The sequence below is a fragment of the Halalkalibacter okhensis genome, from assembly GCF_000787375.1.
GTDB lineage: Bacteria > Bacillota > Bacilli > Bacillales > Bacillaceae_D > Halalkalibacter > Halalkalibacter okhensis.
In genome coordinates this window covers 252517-273325 of sequence record NZ_JRJU01000003.1, presented here as the reverse complement: position 1 = coordinate 273325, position 20809 = coordinate 252517, and the positions used below count along the sequence as shown (strand labels likewise).

The window sequence follows — 20809 nt, the reverse complement described above, 5'->3', positions numbered from 1 at the left end:
AAAGGTGAAATCGTACCTTTTCAGTGGCCTTTCGATTTTCGGTGCTGTTTTAATCAACAGACAATTATCTCTCTGTTTGATGTTTTTTTAATTTCATATCTAAATAAAGACCAATCCGTTGTATCGGATCTTTCAGCTCAGTCTTCGCAATCTCTTGAATCCTTTTTAACCGGTAGCTAAGTGTATTAACGTGAATATGTAACTCTTTTGCTACCTCATTCATATTGCCATCTCTATTTAGAAAGATATCTAGTGTTTCATACAGTGAAGTAGCGTGTTGTTGATCATAAAGCTGCAATTGAATGAGAGCGGGGTTCATAACAAGATCTTTACTGTGACTATGCAACACGTCAAGATGACGAAACACACCAAGTTCATGGTAAAAAAATGCCTGCTGTAATTCAGTTAATCCATTAGATTTAATTTGAACGACTTTTTGTGCTTCTTTAAAACTTTGTGTGAGTTTAGAGTAATCAGTATATAAATATCCACAGCCAATAGATAGATGATGAATCTGAAATCGTTCGCTCATTTGGCGTTGGATTGTTTCCATAAAATGAATAAGGTCAGCCTGATTATTGTCGGTTTCCGTAACCGGGCTGATTAAACAAATAAGCTGATTGTCATCAATGGTATCAATTAACATGCTTACTTTGCTTGTGGTCTTCACAATATACATAACATTTCGGTAAAGGGTGTCAGTCATTTTTTGAAAACGAATGAGCATAAAGGCTAGCGATTTCTGTGAAGCAATTCCCGCTTTATCTAAAAGCCTTGCAGTTGCTTCATGTGAATAGGTATCGCCAGTGATAATCTGCCATAAGATTTCTTGATGATTTTTCTCGCGACGTTTCTTTTGTAAATTCAACTGTAATAAGAGGTTTTTTGCCTTGGCAGAAGCGACCCTTAATAGCTTTTTATCTTCTTCTGTCAATTTTGTATCGACTTCAATGACCCAAATGTACCCAAGTACTTCTTGATTCTTTCTTATCGAGATGGCCACTCGATTACGTAATCCCATATCCATGATGCTGTTTATTGCAATAGGATTATCGCTTTGATTTAAAGCTGGGATGACTCCTTCTTTCCAAAAGCGATTCACGAGTTTTTCTGGAACCCGCCTCCCAATAATGGTCGAAATCCTTGCAGCATCGGTCTCATCATCATGTGAACTATAGGCTAGTAATTGATGATTGGCGTCCTCGAGTGTGACGGGACAAGCAAGAACTTCACTTATCGTATCAACAAAATCTTCAAGTGAATCGAAAACACGGTCAAATTTATTTGAGTTCATCAATGACCCCCTATTTTTTTATGTTTGTAGTGATACTATAGCATAATCTTAGAGAAACTGAGTATACTGTAGTCGCATATTGATGAGATTCGTTAGATGTACAATGTGTCCGAAGATGTGCTGCTTTATTTATCTCTAAATATAAAGGGGTGGCTCTGATGACGGAAAAAGAGGTTCAATTTGGTGAAAAGGGACAATTATTTGGTTCGCTTACTTATCCTGCCACATCACCTGTCGCGTTACCGGCTATTTTAATTATAGCAGGCTCAGGCCCGCTTGATCGTAACGGAAATGGAACAAAACCCGGTCAATCGTTCCATTTATACAATCAGCTTGCTGCTTTTTTAACGGAGAGTGGATTTATTGTACTTCGCTATGATAAACGCGGAACGGGAAAGAGTCATGGAGACTTCTTGAAAACAGGTTTTTGGGATTTGATTGACGATGCTAAGAGCGCGCTTCATTTTTTGCAAGCTCAACCAATTGTTGACCGACATAAGATCTTTGTCCTTGGGCATAGTGAAGGGTGTATGCTAGCTTCAGAAGTGGCTAAGGGAGAAGGCTTAGCGGGGCTGATTTTCTTAGCTGGTGCAGCGCAGTCACTAGCTGAAGCTCAAAATTATCAAAGAGATTTAATGGCCAATTCCTTAAAAAAAATAAAAGGAGCTAAAGGCACACTGATTCGCCTATTAAATGTAGGAGACAAAGTACAAAAACAAGGGCAAAAATTTGATCGGAAAGTGTCATTGGCAAAAAGGGACGTTATTCGATATCAAGGGGTGAAAATTAATGCCAAGTGGTTCAAAGAACATTATGAATATGACATCTATCAAAGCCTAGCTCAAGTAGATTGTCCGATTCTTGCTGTTACAGGCTCTAAAGATGTGCAAGTAGCACCTAAACAAGTGTATGAAGTCGGAAAGTATACAACAGCAGAGACAGAAACGTATCTGATTAAAGGAATGAATCACATGCTTCGAGATCAAAATGAGCAAGCTGATATTTTACAACTGAAAAAAGTTTATAAAAACATTGGTGAAAAACCAATATCTGAAGAGTTGCTTACGGTAGTGAAAAACTGGCTTAACCGCTATGTTTATTAGAAAGGGGAAAGCGATATGATGATAGTAACAACTGAAGAAGTAGCTGGTTATGAAACGAAAGAGGTATTAGGCTATGTTAAAGGTAGTACGATTCAAACAAAGCATATTGGGCGTGATATAACGGCTGGGTTAAAAGGAATTGTTGGAGGTGAGATAAAGGGCTACAACGAAATGATGACGGAAGCACGTAAGTTAGCGGTAGAACGAATGGTGAAAGAAGCTGAAGAGAAAGGGGCCAACGCGATCATTGGGATGAGAATGCAAACGTCTACCGTCATGGCTCAAGCAGCAGAAATTATTGCCTATGGTACAGCAGCTGTGATTGAAAAAAAATAACTTTTCCTTAAGATGCTCCATCCGCGAATGTAAGAGGGCACTGAAAAAGGTGCGACTTTTCACCTTTTTCAGTGGCCTTTAAATGTAGGCAAATTGAGCATTTTTATAACAAAATAGTCAAAATTGGACAAAAGATTGTAGATATTTCTAGGATCTTGACTTATTTACTCGTAATCTTAACTATGTATATGCTGATCTATTATCAGCATATAAGATCAGGAAAGATTGCTAAATATGCGTTCAAATCATTTTTAATTTTTTTGTTTGAATATGATTTAATTAAATATGTATGTATTGTCAACAGTTTCTTACTAGAAAGCTAATTAAGAAAAGGAGTGTTTACTATTTCGGATAAAAGTGATAATGATAGGTCGGTTTTTAAAGTATCAGTGGGGATTAGTGTTATTTTTGTATTGATTGGTGTCTTGATCCCTAATCAACTAGGGGCAGCAATGGAGGTTGCGCAAAGCTTTGTCCTTGAGTCTTTTGGGTGGTTTTATCAATTAGTTGCAACATTCTTTCTTATGTTTGCGTTGTTCATGATCTTCAGTAAGTATGGGAAAATCAAACTTGGGAAACCAGATTCTAAACCTGAATATAGCCGTCCGGCTTGGTTTTCGATGTTATTTTCAGCTGGGATGGGGATTGGTCTTCTGTTTTATGGTGTGTCTGAGCCGATTGCGCATTTTTCAACACCACCTACAGGAGAGGGAGGTACCGAACAGTCTGCCATTGTCGGAATGCGCTATACATGGCTTCATTGGGGATTACATGCTTGGGCGATTTATGCGATCGTAGCATTAGCTCTTGCCTATCAAAGATTTAGGAAAGACGCGCCAGGTTTAATGAGTGCAACTCTTTATCCTGTACTTGGTGAAAAGGTGAAAGGTCCGATTGGGCAAACGATTGATGTTGTTGCTGTGTTTGCAACGTTGTTTGGGGTAGCAGCATCGCTTGGATTAGGATCACAGCAAATAAATGCAGGTCTAGAATATTTGGTGGGGATTCCAAATAACTTTATGGTACAAATGATCATCATGGGTATCATAACTGTTCTTTTCATCATTTCAGCGAATACAGGCATTTCTAAAGGAATCAAGTATTTAAGTCTTGCAAACATGTCTATTGCTACAATACTGTTTTTTGCGATGTTAATTCTTGGTCCAACTTTATTTTTGCTTAATATGTTCACAACGAGTTTAGGAAGCTATTTACAAAATCTCATTCCCATGGGCTTGCGTTTAGCTCCTTTTGATGAGAGTGAGGCAGCATGGACACAAGGCTGGACTGTGTTTTACTGGGCATGGTGGGTTTCATGGACTCCTTTTGTTGGAATGTTCATAGCGCGTGTGTCGAAAGGACGAACGATTCGTGAGTTTACGGTAGCGGTTCTTCTTGTTCCTTCAGTGGTCTGTGCCATTTGGTTTACTGTTTTCGGTGGGACGGGGATTTTTCTTGAGGTTACACAAGGATTAAACGTGTCAGGTCAAGCACTTGAAACAGCGCTTTTCTTTGTGTATCAGCATCTGCCACTTGGGATCATCTTATCGATATTGACGGTTGCTTTAATTACGACGTTCTTCGTTACCTCAGCTGACTCTGCAACCTTTGTTTTAGGTATGCAAACAACGGGCGGGAAGTTAAACCCATCCAACCGAGTAAAGGTTACGTGGGGGTTAATTTTAGTGGCGTCTACAGCTGTTTTAATGGCCTCTGGAGGATTAGCTGGTCTACAAACAGCCATCATCGTTAGTGCGTTGCCACTTTCTTTTATTGTTTTAATCATGTGCTACGGACTTGTAAAAGAATTGAACCAAGAACTTAAAGGGCAGCAGCCGTATGAAAAAGAAAAAACAGTGAAAAAGAAAATAGCTGGATGAAGGTAAGTCCGTATGAACGGGAGAGTTTGTGAGGGCGATGTAGAAAAATGTGACGCGCCGGTTCGCTTGATAGACCCATAAATTAGAGCGAATTTCTAAACTAGGTTTAGCCTATACTTTCATAGGTTAAACCTAGTTTTTTATAGATTGAAAATAGGTTTTCCTTGCTTTAGGAGAAAAATTACTATAGTATATACAATATATCGTATTAAACCAGTTTTGTAACAACTATATATTGATTTTACGAAATGAACGGTGTCTTATAGACTTAATAGGGAATCTGGTAGGAAGCCAGAACTGCCCCCGCAACTGTAAGTGTGGACGAAATGAGGATCCACTGTGCTTTTTGATTAAGCATGGGAAGGCTCAAAGTAGAGGGAAGCACGAGTCAGGAGACCTGCCGTCATTTTTAAGTCAGCTATCTTCGGGGTGTAAGAAGTGAGACGGTATAGAGGACCAATCGAAAGTGGGTCTTAAACTTACTCTTACGCCGTTTTACGCTCTTTCTCATCTCTAGAGAAAGGGCGTTTTTTATTTGATTTTAAGGAGGAAGATGAATGGAAAGTTTGACGACAACATCACTAGTAGATTATGCATTAACGCAAATTGATGAATTAACAAGTTTATATCCAAAGCTAGATTTTACGGCTTATCAGGACAAGATTGAACAAGCGATTTCCGCAAAAGAAAACATCACAGAGGATCAACTGATTCATTTGCTCGTTTTGTCTTCAGTTGAAAGGATTTCCATGGAAGAGCCTGATTGGACTTTTGTCGCGGCGAATGTCTTTTTGAAGCAGCTTTATAAAAAAGCAGCACATTCAAGAAGCTACGATGCTAGCTTAAGGTATGGATCATTTTATCAACTAGTTTCAGAGTTAACGAAGATGGGAATCTATTCAGAGCAAATTTTGAAACATTATACAAAAGAAGAACTAGAAGAACTAGAAAAGGAGATTGCGCCTGAACGGGATACGTTATTTACATACATTGGTTTATTAACATTAGCTGATCGTTATTTGGCGAAATCGCATAGTGGCAAGTTGTACGAGTTACCTCAGGAACGATTTATGATCATTGCCGCAACGTTGATGGTGAATGAACCAAAGGAAAAACGATTAAGTCTGATCAAAGAGGCATACTGGGCTATCTCGAACCTCTATATGACGGTGGCAACTCCGACTCTCTCAAATGCTGGGAAAAGCTATGGCCAATTATCAAGCTGCTTTATTGATACCGTTGATGATAGTCTCAGAGGGATTTATGACAGTAATACGGATATTGCGACGCTGAGTAAGAGTGGTGGTGGCATTGGTGCCTACTTAGGAAAACTTCGTAGTCGTGGTAGTGATATTAGAGGCTTTAAAGGAGTATCATCTGGTGTCATCCCATGGATGAAACAGCTAAATAACACGGCAGTAAGTGTCGACCAGTTAGGTCAAAGACAAGGTGCGATTAGTGTCTATTTAGATATTTGGCACCGCGATATTTTTCATTTCTTGGCTGTGAAATTAAATAATGGCGATGAAAGGCAGCGCACCCATGATTTATTTACAGGTGTCTGTTTGCCAGATTTGTTTATGGAGAAAGTTGAAGCGAGGGAAGAGTGGTATTTATTCGACCCGCATACGATACGTCAAACGTTAGGTTTTAGTTTAGAAGATTATTATGATGAAGAAAGAGGAAGGGGAAGTTTCCGAGATAAGTACAAAGAGTGTGTGGAAGCTGCGAACAATGGATTATTAGGGGAAAAAGGATTATTGTGGGAAGTTGTGCCAGCTATTGATATTTTCAAAGAAATCTTAAAGAGTCAGCTTGAAACAGGAACGCCTTATATGTTTTATAGAGATACGGTAAATCGGGCGAATGCCAACCGCCATCAAGGCATGGTATATTGTAGTAATCTGTGTACAGAGATCACCCAAAACATGAAGGCAACAACAGTGGTTGAGGAAAAAACCGAGGATGGCAAAATCATTGTCGTCAAAGAACCTGGTGACTTTGTTGTTTGTAATTTATCTTCTATTAATTTAGCAAAGGCAGTGACTGAAGACGTCCTTGAAAGGCTAATTTCCATTCAAGTGCGGATGCTTGATAATGTTATTGATCTAAATAATATTCCGGTTCCTCAAGCGCAAATAACGAATCAAAAGTACCGTTCTATTGGGTTAGGTACATTTGGCTGGCATCACTTACTAGCTCTGAAAGAAATCAGATGGGAATCAGATGAAGCGATAGAATTTGCGGATCATTTATATGAGAGGATTGCCTTTTTAACCATCCGTGCAAGTAATGAGCTGGCAAAGGAAAAAGGAGCCTATCCACTTTTTGAAGGATCTGATTGGGAAACAGGCAATTATTTCGTTAACCGCCAATATACGAGCGGAAAATGGACAGAGCTTAGTCAAAGTGTAAGGGAAAAAGGAATTCGTAATGCCTATTTAATGGCCGTGGCACCAAATTCGACGACAGCAATCATTGCAGGGACGACAGCATCCATTGATCCGATCTTTAAAAAGGAATATTCTGAGGAGAAAAAGAACTATAAAATTCCAGTTACTGCTCCAGATCTATCGCCGGAAACGACATGGTATTACAAGTCAGCATATGAAATTGATCAGTTATGGAGCATTAAGCAAAATGAAGCGCGCCAACGTCATATCGACCAATCGATTTCATTTAATTTCTATGTCAAAAATACAATTAAAGCAAAAGACTTACTGAATTTGCATATGGAGGCATGGAAGTCAAACCTGAAAACGACGTACTATACAAGGTCGACTTCAATGGTTGAAATTGAAGAGTGTGAAAGTTGTTCTTCTTAATTTATTATGAGTGAGGTTTAAAATATGAATCAAAATACATTACAATCTCGTAAATTATATGACCCAACGGCCCCAAATGCCTCAACTGGGATTATTAATGGGGAAAGTTCAAATATTTTAAATTGGGACGATGTTCGTTTTCAATGGGCGTATCCGATGTATAAAAATATGCTTGCGAACTTTTGGACGCCTTTTGAAATTAATATGTCGAATGATATGAAACAGTGGCTTCAGCTTTCTGAAGATGAGAGATATGCATTCAAAAAAATTATTGGTTTGCTAGCCTTTCTTGATAGTGTCCAAACAGACTATTCTGGGAAAGTAGCTGAGTATTTAACGGATTCAAGTCTTGCTGCGTTAATGCAAGTTCTGTCGTTTCAAGAAGTGGTTCATAATCAATCGTACTCTTATGTGTTATCAAGTCTTGTACCTAAGCAGGAACAAGATGAAATCTTTGAGTATTGGAAGCAAGACCCTATCTTGAGAGAGAGAAATGACTTTATCGCAGAAGGGTATCAACGCTTTGTCGATAACCCAACACCACAAACATTTTTAGAGTCTATTGTGTTTGATGTTGTTTTAGAGGGCCTTAATTTTTATTCTGGTTTTGCCTTCTTTTATAACTTGGCAAGAAACCAAAAGATGGTATCATCAAGTACAATGATCAATTACATTAATCGTGATGAGCAATTACATGTAAATTTATTCTCACATATTTTTAAAGAGATATTACAAGAAAATCCAGAGCTTAATACGCTTGAAAATCACAAGTTTGTCCAAGATACGTTTAAGCGAGCGGCTGAATTAGAAATCAATTGGGGCAGGTCAATTATTGGTGATAAGTTAGAAGGAATAAACATGAATGAATTGGAAAGCTACATTAAGTTCATGGCGAATAAACGTGTTAACCAATTAGGGATAGAACGACCTTTTGAGGGGTATCGTCAAAATCCAATGAAATGGATTAAGGCTTATGAAGATGTCGATAGCGGCAAAAGTGACTTCTTTGAACAAAAGTCACGACAATATGTGAAAGTATCAGATGTGAATGGGTTTGATGAGTTGTAATGGTTCCTATTCATATTAAATAAACGTTTATTTAACGAGAAGAGCATCTTCCAGTTTGAAATTGGAAAGAACTCTTCTTTTTTTCTTGAAGAATAGCTAGAGTCGCTGAAAAAGCTTTTGAAAGTTATTCAGTGAAGCCGAGATGGCGTCAACAGCGCTGAAAAATGAAAAACGGCAGCCACTGAAAAAGTCCATTTAGTAAATTTGAGGAAGTAGCAATGGCTCCACACGTTGCGCGCCTGCTACGAGAAACATGAGCCTCCTAAGGTCGGCTGCCGGTACAAAGTAAGTTTGCACCAATGAAACCCACTCATAGCTGGCTTAAAACAAGGCAACGGTTCCGCTCATTGCTTCGAGAGCACTGAAAAAGGAAAAAACGCCCTTTTTCAGTGCTCTCGGCGACAACCATTCTTTTCTTTGATATAATGTCTGTTCAGAAAGGTACTTACTTGGAAATAATGATAAGCAGGAGTGATAATGATGCTAGAGTACAAAGAGTGGCGACATGTATTTAAGCTCGATCCAAACAAAGATATTTCAGATGAAGCGTTAGAGGCCATTTGTGAATCTGGAACGGATGGACTAATTATCGGAGGGACGGATGGAGTGACGCTTGATAATACATTGCAGCTCCTTGCTAGAGTCAGGCGCTATACGGTGTCATGTGCACTAGAGGTATCAAATATAGAGGCAATTACTCCTGGATTTGATTATTTTTTTATTCCGACTGTATTAAATAGTGGGAATGTAAAGTGGATATCCGGCTATCACCATGAGGCAATCAAAGAATACGGCGCGATTATGAATTGGGATGAAATTGTTGTTGAGGGCTATTGTATTCTAAACCCTGAGGCGAAGGCGGCTAAGTTGACGGAAGCGAAAACGAACCTTTCATATGAAGATGTCGTGGCCTATGCGCGAATGGCGGAGAAAATTTACCACTTTCCGATCTTTTATGTAGAATATAGTGGAACCTATGGCGATGTTGATATTGTAAAAGCTGTTTCTGCTGTTCTAGATGAAACGAAGTTGTTTTACGGTGGCGGAATTCACTCAGTAGAGCAGGCAAGGGAAATGGCGCAATACGCCGATACGGTGATCGTTGGAAATATCATTTATGATGACTTACAAGCAGCTTTAAAAACGGTTCATGCAGTAAAAGAAGCGTTGAAATAAAGCTGAAACCGAAGTAAAATAGAATAAGAACAAATGTTTGGTGGTGAGGGTGTGCAAGCAAAAATTATAGAAAAAATGTTAGCAGGATTAAACCCTGAGCAAAGACAAGCGGTTACTCATACAGAAGGACCGCTATTGTTAATGGCTGGTGCTGGAAGTGGAAAGACGCGAGTACTTACACATCGTATTGCTTACTTATTAAGAGAAAAAGAAATAGCCCCTTGGAGTGTCCTTGCGATTACGTTTACAAATAAAGCAGCTCGTGAAATGAAAGACCGTGTGGCAGGACTAGTTGGACCGGTCGCTGAAGATATTTGGATTTCGACGTTCCACTCCATGTGTGTACGTGTGTTGCGTAGAGACATTGACAGAATTGGATATAACCGTAACTTTACGATCCTAGACTCTGGGGATCAATTAACAGTTATTAAGCAAATATTAAAGAATAAAAACATCGATCCGAAGAAATTTGAAGCACGAAGTATTCTTGGGACGATAAGTAGTGCAAAAAATGAACTAAAAAAGCCTGATCACTTTGCCAAAACAGCAACTGGACCTTATGAGGAAACGGTAGCTGATGTGTATGTAGAATACCAAAAGCAATTAAAAAAGAACCACGCACTAGACTTTGATGACCTAATTATGAAGACGATTGAGTTATTTAAACTGGTTCCAGAGGTGTTGGAATTCTACCAGCGTAAATTTCAGTACATTCTTGTCGACGAGTATCAGGACACCAATCGGGCTCAATATATGCTAGTAAATATGATTGCTGAACGATTTAAGAACCTCTGTGTTGTTGGTGATTCGGATCAATCGATCTACAGATGGCGTGGGGCTGATATTTCAAATATCCTCTCATTTGAAGAAGATTACCCCAATGCTAAAGTCATCTTACTCGAACAAAACTATCGCTCAACGAAAACCATTTTGCAAGCAGCAAACCGTGTGATTGAAAATAACCCTAATCGTAAGAAGAAAAATTTATGGACGGAAAATGATGCTGGTTGTGGGATTGGTTATTTTGCAGCTGATACGGAGCAGTCAGAAGCTCAATTTGTTGTAGAGCGAATTAGAGAAGCGATGCAAAAGGATAACTACTCGTATTCCGACATTGCGATTTTATACCGTACGAATGCTCAATCACGTGTAATTGAGGAATTTTTTGTGAAGTCTAATATTGACTATAACATTGTTGGCGGGACAAAGTTCTATGATCGTAAAGAGATTAAAGACGTTTTGGCTTATTTACGTTTAATAGCGAACCCTGATGACGATATTAGTTTACAAAGAATTATCAATGTCCCTAAACGTGGAATTGGTGCGACAACGGTAGATAAGATTGGTGCTTTTGCGATTGAGCAAGGAATCTCAATGTTTGCAGCTCTTCAGGAAGTAGAACAAACGGGATTAACTGGCCGGACTCTTACAAAATTACGAGATTTCTCAGACCAACTTGGACATTGGATACAAATGCAAGAGTATTTATCTGTTACAGAATTAGTGGAAGAGTTACTAGAGCGGACAGGCTATCGTGAAATGTTGAAAAATGAGAATTCAATCGAAGCGCAAAGCCGATTGGAGAATATCGATGAATTTATCACAGTAACGAATGAATTTGAAAAGCAAAATGAAGATCGCTCACTCGTTGCCTTTTTAACAGATCTTGCATTAGTAGCTGATATTGATAAATTGGACGATGAGAATGAAGGCAAGCCAAAAGACGCAATTACGTTAATGACGCTTCACTCGGCGAAAGGACTTGAGTTTCCTCTTGTGTTCTTAATTGGAATGGAGGAAGGAATTTTTCCACATAGTCGTTCGTTATTTGAGGAAGAGGAAATGCAAGAAGAGAGAAGGCTTGCTTACGTTGGGATTACACGGGCTGAGAAGCAGTTATATTTAACAAATGCAAGGCTCAGGACATTATACGGTCGGACAAATTCAAATCCACCTTCTCGTTTTATTGCTGAAATTCCACAGGAGTGCTTAGAGTCGTTAACTGAGGAAAAGCAAGCTCCAGATTGGATGAAAACATCACGCAAGAGCCCAGCTCAACGTTCAAGAACGATCGACAGACCAAGAACGGTGCAAACAGGTGGAGAAAGCTTTTCGTGGAGTGTTGGTGATAAAGCGGCACATAAGAAATGGGGAGTTGGAACGGTTGTAAGTCTAAAAGGAGAAGGCGAATCTCTTGAGTTAGACATTGCGTTTCCGAATCCAACAGGTGTCAAGCGGTTATTTGCCAAGTTTGCCCCAATTACAAAACAGTAATTTTGTTCAAAAGTGACTGAGTACTCTTTCAGTCACTTTTGATTGTGAAAGAAAGGACGAAAGCAATGGAGCGATTAAAAGCTGAGAAACGAATTGAAGAACTCAGAACCATGTTAGAAAAATATGGCCATCATTATTATGTACTTGATAAGCCATTAGTATCTGATGCAGAGTACGATACTCTCTTGCAAGAACTTTTGCGGCTTGAGGAGGAACATCCTGAATTTTTTAGTGAGCATTCTCCATCGGTGCGTGTAGGTGGAAAGACGTTGCCATTCTTTGAAAAGGTCGAACATCGCATCCCGATGCTAAGCTTAGGTAATGCCTTTTCAGATAGCGATTTACGCGATTTTGATCGGCGGGTGAAACAATTGGTTGGCGATGACATTTCTTATAGTTGCGAACTTAAAATAGATGGCTTGGCTGTATCGCTAACATATGAGAATGGGAAGTTTGTTCGTGGAGCTACGCGTGGAGATGGGCAAGTCGGGGAGGATATAACAGCGAACCTTAAGACGATCCCAGCTATTCCACTTCGCCTAAGTGAACCTGTAACGATTGAAGTACGAGGCGAGGCGTATATGCCAAAAGGATCGTTTGAAGCGCTAAATGAGCTAAAAGCACAAGCAGGGGAAGAGAAGTTTGCCAACCCACGTAATGCTGCTGCTGGTTCCCTCAGGCAATTGAACCCCAAACTTGCTGCTAAACGGAACTTATCCATATTCGTCTATGCCATTGGTCATGTAGAGGGGCGTGAAATCGAATCTCATAGTAAAGGGCTTACGTATTTACAAGAGCTTGGCTTTCGCGTTAATCAAGAGAGCAAGCATTGTGATAATATAGAAGAGGTCATTACCTATACAGAAGAATGGGTTGAAAAAAGAGCCACACTTCCATATGACATTGATGGAATCGTCATAAAAGTGGACCGTCTTGATCAACAAAAAGAATTAGGCTTCACAGCGAAAAGTCCAAGGTGGGCAACAGCTTTCAAGTTCCCAGCTGAAGAAGTTGTCACAAAGTTAGAAGATATTGAATTAAGCATCGGACGAACCGGAGTGGTGACTCCAACTGCTCTTTTAACACCTGTTACTGTGGCTGGTACGACGGTAAAACGAGCGTCTCTTCATAATGAAGACTTAATTCGAGAAAAGGATTTGAAGCTAGGAGATTCTGTTGTTATTAAGAAAGCAGGAGACATTATCCCAGAAGTGGTAAATGTGTTAGCAGAATTACGAGATGGAAGTGAACGTGATTTCCATATGCCAACCCATTGCCCTGCTTGCGAAAGTGAACTCGTTAGATTGGAAGGGGAAGTGGCACTACGTTGTATTAATCCGCAATGCCCAGCTCAAATTCGGGAAGGTTTAATTCACTTTGTTTCTAGAAATGCAATGAACATTGATGGCTTAGGGGAAAAGGTTATTAGTCAGTTGTTTTTGCATGACCTTGTTTCTGATGTCGCTGATATTTATAAATTAAATCGAGATGAACTGTTACAACTAGAAAGAATGGGTGAAAAGTCCGTTGATAATTTACTTGAAGCCATTGAGAAAACAAAGGATAATTCACTTGAGAGACTTTTGTTTGGTTTAGGCATCCGGTTTGTCGGAGCAAAAGCGGCAAAGACGTTAGCGATGGAGTTTGAAACGATCCATAAGATTGTAGAGGCGACAGAAGAAGAGTTAGTAGCTGTTAATGAAATTGGTGAAAAGATGGCTGCATCTGTTCGTCGTTATTTTTCCACAGAAAAAGTGCTAGAGCTAATTAAAGAGTTAGAATCATTGGGTGTAAATATGGCTTATAAAGGTCCTAAAGCTCCAGCTGAGTCCGATGTTTCTGACAGTCCTTTTGCAGGAAAAACTGTTGTTTTAACAGGAAAGCTTGAGCAGCTCACACGAGGAGAGGCAAAAGAAAAGATTGAAGCACTCGGAGGAAAAGTAACAGGAAGTGTTAGTAAAAAAACTGACCTTGTCATTGCTGGAGAAGATGCTGGGTCCAAACGCACAAAAGCAGAAGAATTAAAGATTGAGATTTGGGATGAACAGAAGCTCATTCACGTATTCAATCAGTAAGTGGTTAAAAAGAGAGAGGAGGGAGATTGTTATGCTTAAGAAGTGGGGAATGTCATGTGTACTCCTTGTGCTTTTGGCAGGGTGTTTTCCAATCACTCCTGAAGAAGAGGATCAGATCTTAGAGGAAACCGATGAGAATCAAGATGAACAAGTAGTAGAAGTAGTACCGCAAATTATTACTCCAGATAACTATTATCAAAGTGTACTATATGACGGAGCCTATAAGCACGGGGAATCACGAGGCTTTGGAAACTCCGTTGTATACAATAGACTTGATTTAGGCCAGCTTGAAATTGGCTTAACGCGAATTGCTCAAGAATATTTTGATCAAGAGAACTTTTTCTTTAGAGAAGGTCAGTTCATAAAAAGGAATACGTTAAATAGTTGGCTTATGAGGTATGACGAGGAAGATAATCCACAAGGGTTAAACCCAGCACTTGGAGAAGGGGGAACGATGAAAGAGCGAGAAGAAAACCAACCCCGTTATTTATCACATATTCTCGAACATAACTATCTTGTGGAAAGTGAAAATGGTCAATTGAATCTTGGAGGGATTGTCATTGGACTTTCGATGAATAGTGTATACAACTTCCGAGTGGAGGATGACCAAGGGCGTTATAATTTTTATGAATTGCCGATTCCAGACGATGTGATTGAACGTGAAGGTCAAGAGATTGCTAATGAAATTCTCGCTAGACTTCGTTCGGATGCGATGGAAGAGGGAGCTTTTCAAGATGTTCCGATTGTGTTTGCACTTTTTAGGGAACAGCCACGCGAGTCTGTTATTCCGGGTCATTTCATAGCAAGGTCTAAAGCAGAACCAAGAAGTGACCTTGATAGATGGCAACGTATTAATGAACGCTATTACTTGTTCCCATCAAGTGAAGCAAATCAAGAAGCACGGAATGAAGCGGACCAATTTCAGCGCTTTAAAGATGATGTACAATCATTTTTTGATACGTTTATTGGGGTCGTTGGAAAGGCTCGTTATGTAGATAATCAAATTCAAGAATTACAAATTGAGATCCCCCTTAGATTTCAAGGGAAAGCAGAGATCGTAGCATTGTCTCAATACGTAGCAAGTCAAATTCAGCAAAGATTTCAGGGGAACTATAAAGTGAGTGTAACGATTACATCTGTCTCAGGTAACACAGAAAGTATCGTTGTTCAAAATCCAAATGATGAACCATTTATACATGTGTTTGATTAAGCAATAGGTAAAGGGACTTTCCTAAAATCTTTTCATTTGAAGAGATTGGGGATCGTCCTTTTTTATTGCGAAAGATATTATTATAATTGAGTCTGGTCTGCTTGTATAGAATAGGGGGAAGGTTTCATTTCGAAGTAAAAAAAATGTCGAATGATAGAGGATTTTACTTGAAAAAACTATTTATTAATTGTAACGTACATGATATATTTATTTCGTTCGATAACTTGTAAGATGTCAGATGTCTGACAAAATGAATGCCTTATTTTTGATGGACTTTATACATAACAACATGGATTACTGATTAGACGATCAGATTTTAGCAAAATAGGAATAGAACTTAAGCTTCGTGAAAACCTATGCAAAGAACTTGTTGTCTATATTAGTTAGGCAGGTGTGTCCGTACCAAATGAAGGCGTTCGCACGAAATAGAAAAAAGGGGGATTATTACATGAAAAAGTGGTTACGTAGTTTAACAGTAACGGCTGCGGCAGTTGTAGCACTATCGGCGTGTGGAGCAGCTGATGATCAAGCTGAAACAGGAGATGGTGCTCCGGCTGATGAGCCAGGAGAAGCGGTAGAAGCTGAAGACTTTACAGTAGCAATGGTTACGGATGTTGGTGGAATTGATGACAAATCCTTTAACCAATCTGCTTGGGAAGGGCTTACTGAATTCGGTCAAGATATGGGATTAGAAGAAGGTACTGGTTACCGTTATTTACAATCAGGTGATATGGCAGACTTTGAACCAAATCTTCGTAATTTAGTACGTGAAGATGTTGATCTTGCTTGGGGTATTGGATTCTTAATGGAAGATGCAATCCGTACCATCGCAGAGCAAGCTGAAGATGCTCAGTTAGCCATCGTTGACTCTGTTGTTACAGATGCAGAAGGGCAAACGATCCCTAATATTGCAAATGTGACGTTTAGTGAGCATGAAGGATCATTCCTTGTAGGGGTGGCAGCTGGTCTACAAACAGAAGGAAATAAAGTTGGATTTATCGGTGGAGTAGAAGGTGCTCTCATCAAAAAGTTTGAAAATGGCTTCAAAGCTGGTGTGAAAGCAGTAAATCCAGATGCTGAAATTGAAGTTCAATATGCAGAAAGCTTCAATGATGAGCAACGCGGAGCACAAATTGCAAACACGATGTACAGCCAAGGCGTAGATATTATTTATCAAGCAGCTGGTGGTACAGGTAATGGAGTCTTTACGGAAGCAATCAACCGTGCTCGTAACGGTGAGTCTGTTTGGGTTATTGGTGTAGACCGTGACCAGCATGAAGAGGGCGAGTATGGCGATGATGGCCAATCTGTTACATTAACGTCTATGGTCAAGCGTGTAGATAGAGCGGTATATTTAGTATCTGAACGTACAATGGCTGGGGACTTCCCAGGTGGAGAGATCCTTGAATATGGCCTTGAGGATGAAGCTGTAGGTATTGCTCCAACAACGGATAATATGTCTGAAGAAGCACTAGAAGCTGTAGTTGATTTCTTAAATCAGATTCAAGCTGGAGACATTTCAGTACCTCAAACTGATGAGGAATATGAAGAGTATCTTTCATCCCTTTAATGAAAAAAAGCAAAAGGCTAGTGTTTACTAGCCTTTTGTATTCAGTAAGATAGATACAAAAGGCAGAAGGGACAATGAAGGATTGCTGTTTGCCCAATCCTTCATTGCCTCTTTTTGTGTGTAGAAAAGGCTGCATTAGACCGTTATGCGTTATGTAAGTACATAAAAGTAAGGAGTGGTTACAAGTGAGTTACGTTATCGAGATGAATAACATCCGTAAAGAGTTTCCTGGAATTGTGGCCAATGATAATATTACGCTTCAAGTAAAAAAGGGCGAAATTCATGCTCTTTTAGGGGAAAATGGAGCGGGGAAATCAACATTGATGAATGTCCTTTTTGGATTGTATCAGCCTGAAAAGGGCGAAATCGTTGTACGCGGTGAAAAAATGAAGATCACGGATCCTAACGTTGCAAACAGACTTGGGATCGGAATGGTTCATCAGCATTTTATGCTAGTTGAGAAGTTTACCGTAACAGAGAATATTATTTTAGGAAATGAACCGAAAAAAGGCGGAAAAATTAATATTAAAAAGGCCGCAAAAGAAGTAGAGAAAATTTCGAATCAATACGGGTTACGTGTTGATCCACATGCAAAGATCGAAAACATTTCAGTTGGAATGCAGCAAAGAGTAGAGATTCTAAAAACGCTTTATCGTGGTGCCGACATATTGATTTTTGATGAACCGACAGCTGTTTTAACGCCGCAAGAGATTCAAGAGCTCATTGGAATTATGAAGAAATTAGTTTCAGAAGGTAAGTCGATTATTTTGATTACGCACAAGCTAAAAGAGATTATGGCTGTTTGTGACCGCTGTACAGTCATCAGACGAGGTAAGGGCATTGGGACTGTTGAAGTTAGTGAGACGAATCCTGATAAGCTTGCTGCGATGATGGTAGGAAGAGAAGTTAACTTTGGTGTAGAAAAGGAACCTGCTCAGCCAAAAGAGGTTGTTGTAAGCGTTAAGGATCTTGTTGTAAAGGATCCTCGTGGTGTCAATGCTGTAAACAAATTGAATTTGGATATGAAAGCAGGAGAGATTCTTGGGCTTGCTGGAATTGAAGGAAATGGACAATCTGAACTGATTGAGGCCATTACTGGGTTGAAAAAAGCGGAGTCTGGATCGATCTTGTTAAATGGAAAAGAAATAACAAATATGAAGCCAAGAAGAGTAACGGAAGCTGGTATTGGCCATATCCCTGAAGATCGTCACAAACACGGACTAGTTCTTGATTTTACAATCGGTGAAAACATTGTGTTACAAACGTATTATCAAAAACCTTATTCAAAAAATGGTGTCTTAAGTTATCCTGAAATTTATCAAAAAGCAAGGAACCTAATAGAAGATTTTGATGTGAGAACGCCTAGTGAATATACACCAGCAAGAGCATTATCCGGAGGAAACCAACAAAAGGCTATTATTGCTCGTGAAGTGGACCGTTCACCTGACTTTTTGATTGCGGCTCAACCAACTCGAGGGTTGGATGTTGGAGCGATAGAATCTATTCATCGTCGTCTTGTTGTCGAACGTGATAAAGGTCGTGCAGTCCTATTAATGTCACTTGAATTAGATGAAATTTTAAACGTGAGTGATCGCATTGCTGTTATGTATGAAGGGGAAATCGTAGCCATTGTTGATGCAGATCAGACAAATGAACGTGAGCTCGGTTTGCTTATGGCTGGCGGGAAGAAAGAGAAAGAAGGTGAGCCACATGGTGAATAAATTGTTTCCTAAAGGACGATTGGTATCATTGGCCGTTCCTTTAATCGCAGTAGCTCTAGGAATCCTAATTGGCGCTGTTGTTATGCTTGTAAGTGGATATAATCCGGTACTAGGTTATTCTGCACTACTAAGCGGAATCTTTAGTGAGTCTTATTACATTGGGGAGACGATTCGATCCATGACTCCATTAATTTTAGCGGGTCTTGCTGTTGCGTTTGCTTTTCGGACAGGTCTCTTTAATATTGGAGTAGAAGGGCAAGTGATTGTTGGATGGCTTGCTTCTGTCTATGTCGGAATCATCTTTGATTTACCTACGATTATTCACCTACCATTAGCCATACTAGCTGGGGCATTGGCTGGAGCTATGTGGGGATTCATTCCAGGTTTTTTGAAAGCTCGTTTCCAAGTTCATGAAGTTATAGTTACCATCATGATGAACTATATTGCTTTGTATACTGTTAATTACTTGATTCGAGCGTATTTATTAGTACCAGGGGAGCGTACGGAGTCGATTTCTCCATCAGCGTCACTTGCCTCTCCATTTTTACAGTCAATAACAGATTATTCAAGATTGCATTATGGATTTATCGTTGCGTTACTTGGTTGCTTAGTTATGTGGTTTATTCTTTGGAGAACCTCAAAAGGATATGAGCTTCGTGCAGTTGGCTTTAACCAGCATGCTTCCATGTATGCAGGGATGAATGTCCAGAGAAATATTGTTCTGTCTATGGTTATTTCTGGAGGATTTGCAGGTGTTGCTGGAGCGATGGAGGGCTTAGGTACATATGGCTACATGAGCATTCTTTCAGGATTTTCCGGTGTTGGGTTTGATGGAATTGCTGTGGCATTATTAGGTGCAAATACGGCAATTGGCGTTATGCTTGCCTCATTCTTATTCGGTGGATTGCAGGTCGGAGCGATTACAATGCAATCAAGAGCAGGAGTGCCAACTGAGTTAGTTGATATTGTCATTGCGTTAATCATTTTCTTTGTCGCATCAAGCTATCTGATTCGCTGGATCATGAACCGAATTAAGAAGGAGGGGATCTAAATGGATCTAATGCAGGTTTTAGCACTTGTTATTCCAGCAGCTATTTATGCCGCAGCTCCTCTTATCTTGACAGGATTAGGCGGATTATTTAGTGAGCGGGCAGGGGTTGTTAATATTGGTCTTGAAGGATTAATGGTCGTAGGTGCCTTTACAGGTATCGTTATGACATTAACCCTTGAAGGGATGGGAGTAGGTCCCGCTTCTACATGGATTGCTTTACTAGCTGCCGTATTAGTAGGAGCGATCTTCTCATTATTTCATGCGGTTGCCTCGATAACTTTTCGAGCTGATCAAATTGTCAGTGGTGTTGCGTTAAACTTTTTAGCTGTCGGGTTGACTGTTTTTCTAGTGAGATTGATGTATAACAAAGGCCAAACGGACGCGATTCGCAATCGGATCTACCGTTTCGATGTCCCAGTATTAAGTGATATTCCAATTATTGGTCCATTGTTTTTTGCCAATGCTTATATTACTTCCTATATTGCATTAGCCTTGGTTGTAGTTGTTTACTTTGTCGTTTACTACACGCCATTTGGATTGCGTCTTAGATCAGTCGGAGAGCATCCGATGGCAGCTGACACGATGGGGATTAATGTAAACAAAATGAGATACATCGGAGTTATGCTAAGTGGTGCCTTTGCTGGCTTAGGGGGAGCCATTTTCGCTGTAACTGTAGCAGGAAACTTCTCTGGAACAACCATTGTAGGGCAAGGGTTTATGGCATTAGCTGCATTGATTTTCGGAAAATGGAATCCGCTTGGTGTAATGGGAGCAGCTCTATTCTTCGGATTAGCGCAAGCGTTAAGTATAACAGGGGCACAGATACCGGGATTAGCTAATATTCCATCTGTCTTCTTATTAATCGCACCATACGTATTGACCATTTTAGCATTAGCTGGTTTTGTTGGACGTGCAGATGCACCAAAAGCAGTTGGAAAACCATATGTTAAAGGATCTAGATAATAGAAAAAATACGTAAGAAATAAAAGTCTTTAAAGTTAAAATTTAACTTTAAAGGCTTTTTTTTTATGTATTTATTTTGGTATTTTAAAGTGATAAAGAAATTAATGAAGATTAGAAGATGTGTATATTTTTTTACTATATACTAAAAAAATCGGTTACAACTTACGAATGTATGAATAATTATTCAATAAAATAAGAAAGTTATTTATGAATGAATGTTCTGAATTTAATTTCGTGTTATGGTAAATAGCGTGTCCGAAATA

At 39.5% G+C, this 20809-nt stretch carries 14 protein-coding genes and 1 riboswitch; of the genes, 13 read left to right on the top strand and 1 reads right to left on the bottom strand.

What is annotated here, in order from left to right; all coding sequences use genetic code 11:
• Positions 1-64 precede the first annotated feature (64 nt).
• A complete protein-coding gene (locus tag LQ50_RS04300; protein ID WP_034626479.1) occupies positions 65-1294 on the bottom strand; it encodes a PucR family transcriptional regulator in 1230 nt (409 codons plus the stop codon).
• A 158-nt stretch (positions 1295-1452) separates the two neighbouring features.
• Between LQ50_RS04300 and LQ50_RS04295 the strand changes: the two genes are divergently transcribed.
• The 13 genes from LQ50_RS04295 to LQ50_RS04235 all read left to right on the top strand — a co-directional run bounded on the left by LQ50_RS04295 (position 1453) and on the right by LQ50_RS04235 (position 20546).
• Positions 1453-2397, top strand: coding sequence for an alpha/beta hydrolase (locus LQ50_RS04295; RefSeq protein WP_034626477.1), 945 nt, complete (start codon positions 1453-1455; stop codon positions 2395-2397).
• Between the two features lie 15 nt (positions 2398-2412).
• Positions 2413-2733, top strand: a complete 321-nt coding sequence (locus LQ50_RS04290; RefSeq protein ID WP_034626476.1) for a YbjQ family protein — start codon at positions 2413-2415, stop codon at positions 2731-2733.
• 335 nt (positions 2734-3068) lie between these two features.
• Positions 3069-4613, top strand: coding sequence for a glycine betaine uptake BCCT transporter (locus LQ50_RS04285; protein ID WP_237563641.1), 1545 nt, complete (start codon positions 3069-3071; stop codon positions 4611-4613).
• Positions 4614-4849: 236 nt separating this feature from the next.
• Positions 4850-5032: riboswitch (cobalamin riboswitch) on the top strand.
• Between the two features lie 138 nt (positions 5033-5170).
• Positions 5171-7438 carry a ribonucleoside-diphosphate reductase subunit alpha gene (locus tag LQ50_RS04280; protein ID WP_034626474.1) on the top strand — a complete coding sequence of 756 codons (2268 nt, stop codon included), beginning with the start codon at positions 5171-5173 and terminating at the stop codon, positions 7436-7438.
• A gap of 24 nt (positions 7439-7462) precedes the next feature.
• The gene (locus LQ50_RS04275) at positions 7463-8506 is read left to right on the top strand and encodes a ribonucleotide-diphosphate reductase subunit beta (RefSeq protein WP_034626472.1); all 1044 of its coding nucleotides are present in this window, start codon (positions 7463-7465) and stop codon (positions 8504-8506) included.
• Between the two features lie 480 nt (positions 8507-8986).
• Positions 8987-9682, top strand: a complete 696-nt coding sequence (gene pcrB, locus LQ50_RS04270) for a heptaprenylglyceryl phosphate synthase (protein ID WP_034626471.1) — start codon at positions 8987-8989, stop codon at positions 9680-9682.
• Positions 9683-9757: 75 nt separating this feature from the next.
• Positions 9758-11956, top strand: coding sequence for a DNA helicase PcrA (gene pcrA / locus LQ50_RS04265; protein WP_505669601.1), 2199 nt, complete (start codon positions 9758-9760; stop codon positions 11954-11956).
• 65 nt (positions 11957-12021) lie between these two features.
• Entirely contained in the window at positions 12022-14031 is a 2010-nt protein-coding gene (gene ligA / locus LQ50_RS04260; RefSeq protein WP_034626468.1) for an NAD-dependent DNA ligase LigA, read from the top strand.
• Between the two features lie 31 nt (positions 14032-14062).
• A complete protein-coding gene (locus tag LQ50_RS04255; RefSeq protein ID WP_034626466.1) occupies positions 14063-15241 on the top strand; it encodes a CamS family sex pheromone protein in 1179 nt (392 codons plus the stop codon).
• A gap of 448 nt (positions 15242-15689) precedes the next feature.
• A complete protein-coding gene (locus LQ50_RS04250; protein ID WP_034626464.1) occupies positions 15690-16811 on the top strand; it encodes a BMP family lipoprotein in 1122 nt (373 codons plus the stop codon).
• Positions 16812-16996: 185 nt separating this feature from the next.
• Complete coding sequence (locus tag LQ50_RS04245) at positions 16997-18532, top strand: ABC transporter ATP-binding protein (RefSeq protein ID WP_034626462.1); 1536 nt, start codon at positions 16997-16999, stop codon at positions 18530-18532.
• Positions 18525-19583 (top strand): ABC transporter permease, encoded by a 1059-nt coding sequence (locus tag LQ50_RS04240; protein ID WP_237563640.1) that lies wholly within the window; start codon positions 18525-18527, stop codon positions 19581-19583. The genes LQ50_RS04245 and LQ50_RS04240 overlap by 8 nt, the downstream gene beginning before the upstream one ends.
• Positions 19584-20546, top strand: coding sequence for an ABC transporter permease (locus LQ50_RS04235; RefSeq protein ID WP_034626458.1), 963 nt, complete (start codon positions 19584-19586; stop codon positions 20544-20546). It begins immediately after the preceding gene.
• Positions 20547-20809: the final 263 nt, after the last annotated feature.

Bases quoted from the DNA above. Each gene is read 5' to 3' on its own strand.
- LQ50_RS04300 (WP_034626479.1), bottom strand. From the start codon at position 1,294: ATGAACTCAAATAAATTTGACCGTGTTTTCGATTCACTTGAAGATTTT.
- LQ50_RS04295 (WP_034626477.1), top strand. From the start codon at position 1,453: ATGACGGAAAAAGAGGTTCAATTTGGTGAAAAGGGACAATTATTTGGT.
- LQ50_RS04290 (WP_034626476.1), top strand. From the start codon at position 2,413: ATGATGATAGTAACAACTGAAGAAGTAGCTGGTTATGAAACGAAAGAG.
- LQ50_RS04280 (WP_034626474.1), top strand. From the start codon at position 5,171: ATGGAAAGTTTGACGACAACATCACTAGTAGATTATGCATTAACGCAA.
- LQ50_RS04275 (WP_034626472.1), top strand. From the start codon at position 7,463: ATGAATCAAAATACATTACAATCTCGTAAATTATATGACCCAACGGCC.
- pcrB (WP_034626471.1), top strand. From the start codon at position 8,987: ATGCTAGAGTACAAAGAGTGGCGACATGTATTTAAGCTCGATCCAAAC.
- pcrA (WP_505669601.1), top strand. From the start codon at position 9,758: ATGTTAGCAGGATTAAACCCTGAGCAAAGACAAGCGGTTACTCATACA.
- ligA (WP_034626468.1), top strand. From the start codon at position 12,022: ATGGAGCGATTAAAAGCTGAGAAACGAATTGAAGAACTCAGAACCATG.
- LQ50_RS04255 (WP_034626466.1), top strand. From the start codon at position 14,063: ATGCTTAAGAAGTGGGGAATGTCATGTGTACTCCTTGTGCTTTTGGCA.
- LQ50_RS04250 (WP_034626464.1), top strand. From the start codon at position 15,690: ATGAAAAAGTGGTTACGTAGTTTAACAGTAACGGCTGCGGCAGTTGTA.
- LQ50_RS04235 (WP_034626458.1), top strand. From the start codon at position 19,584: ATGGATCTAATGCAGGTTTTAGCACTTGTTATTCCAGCAGCTATTTAT.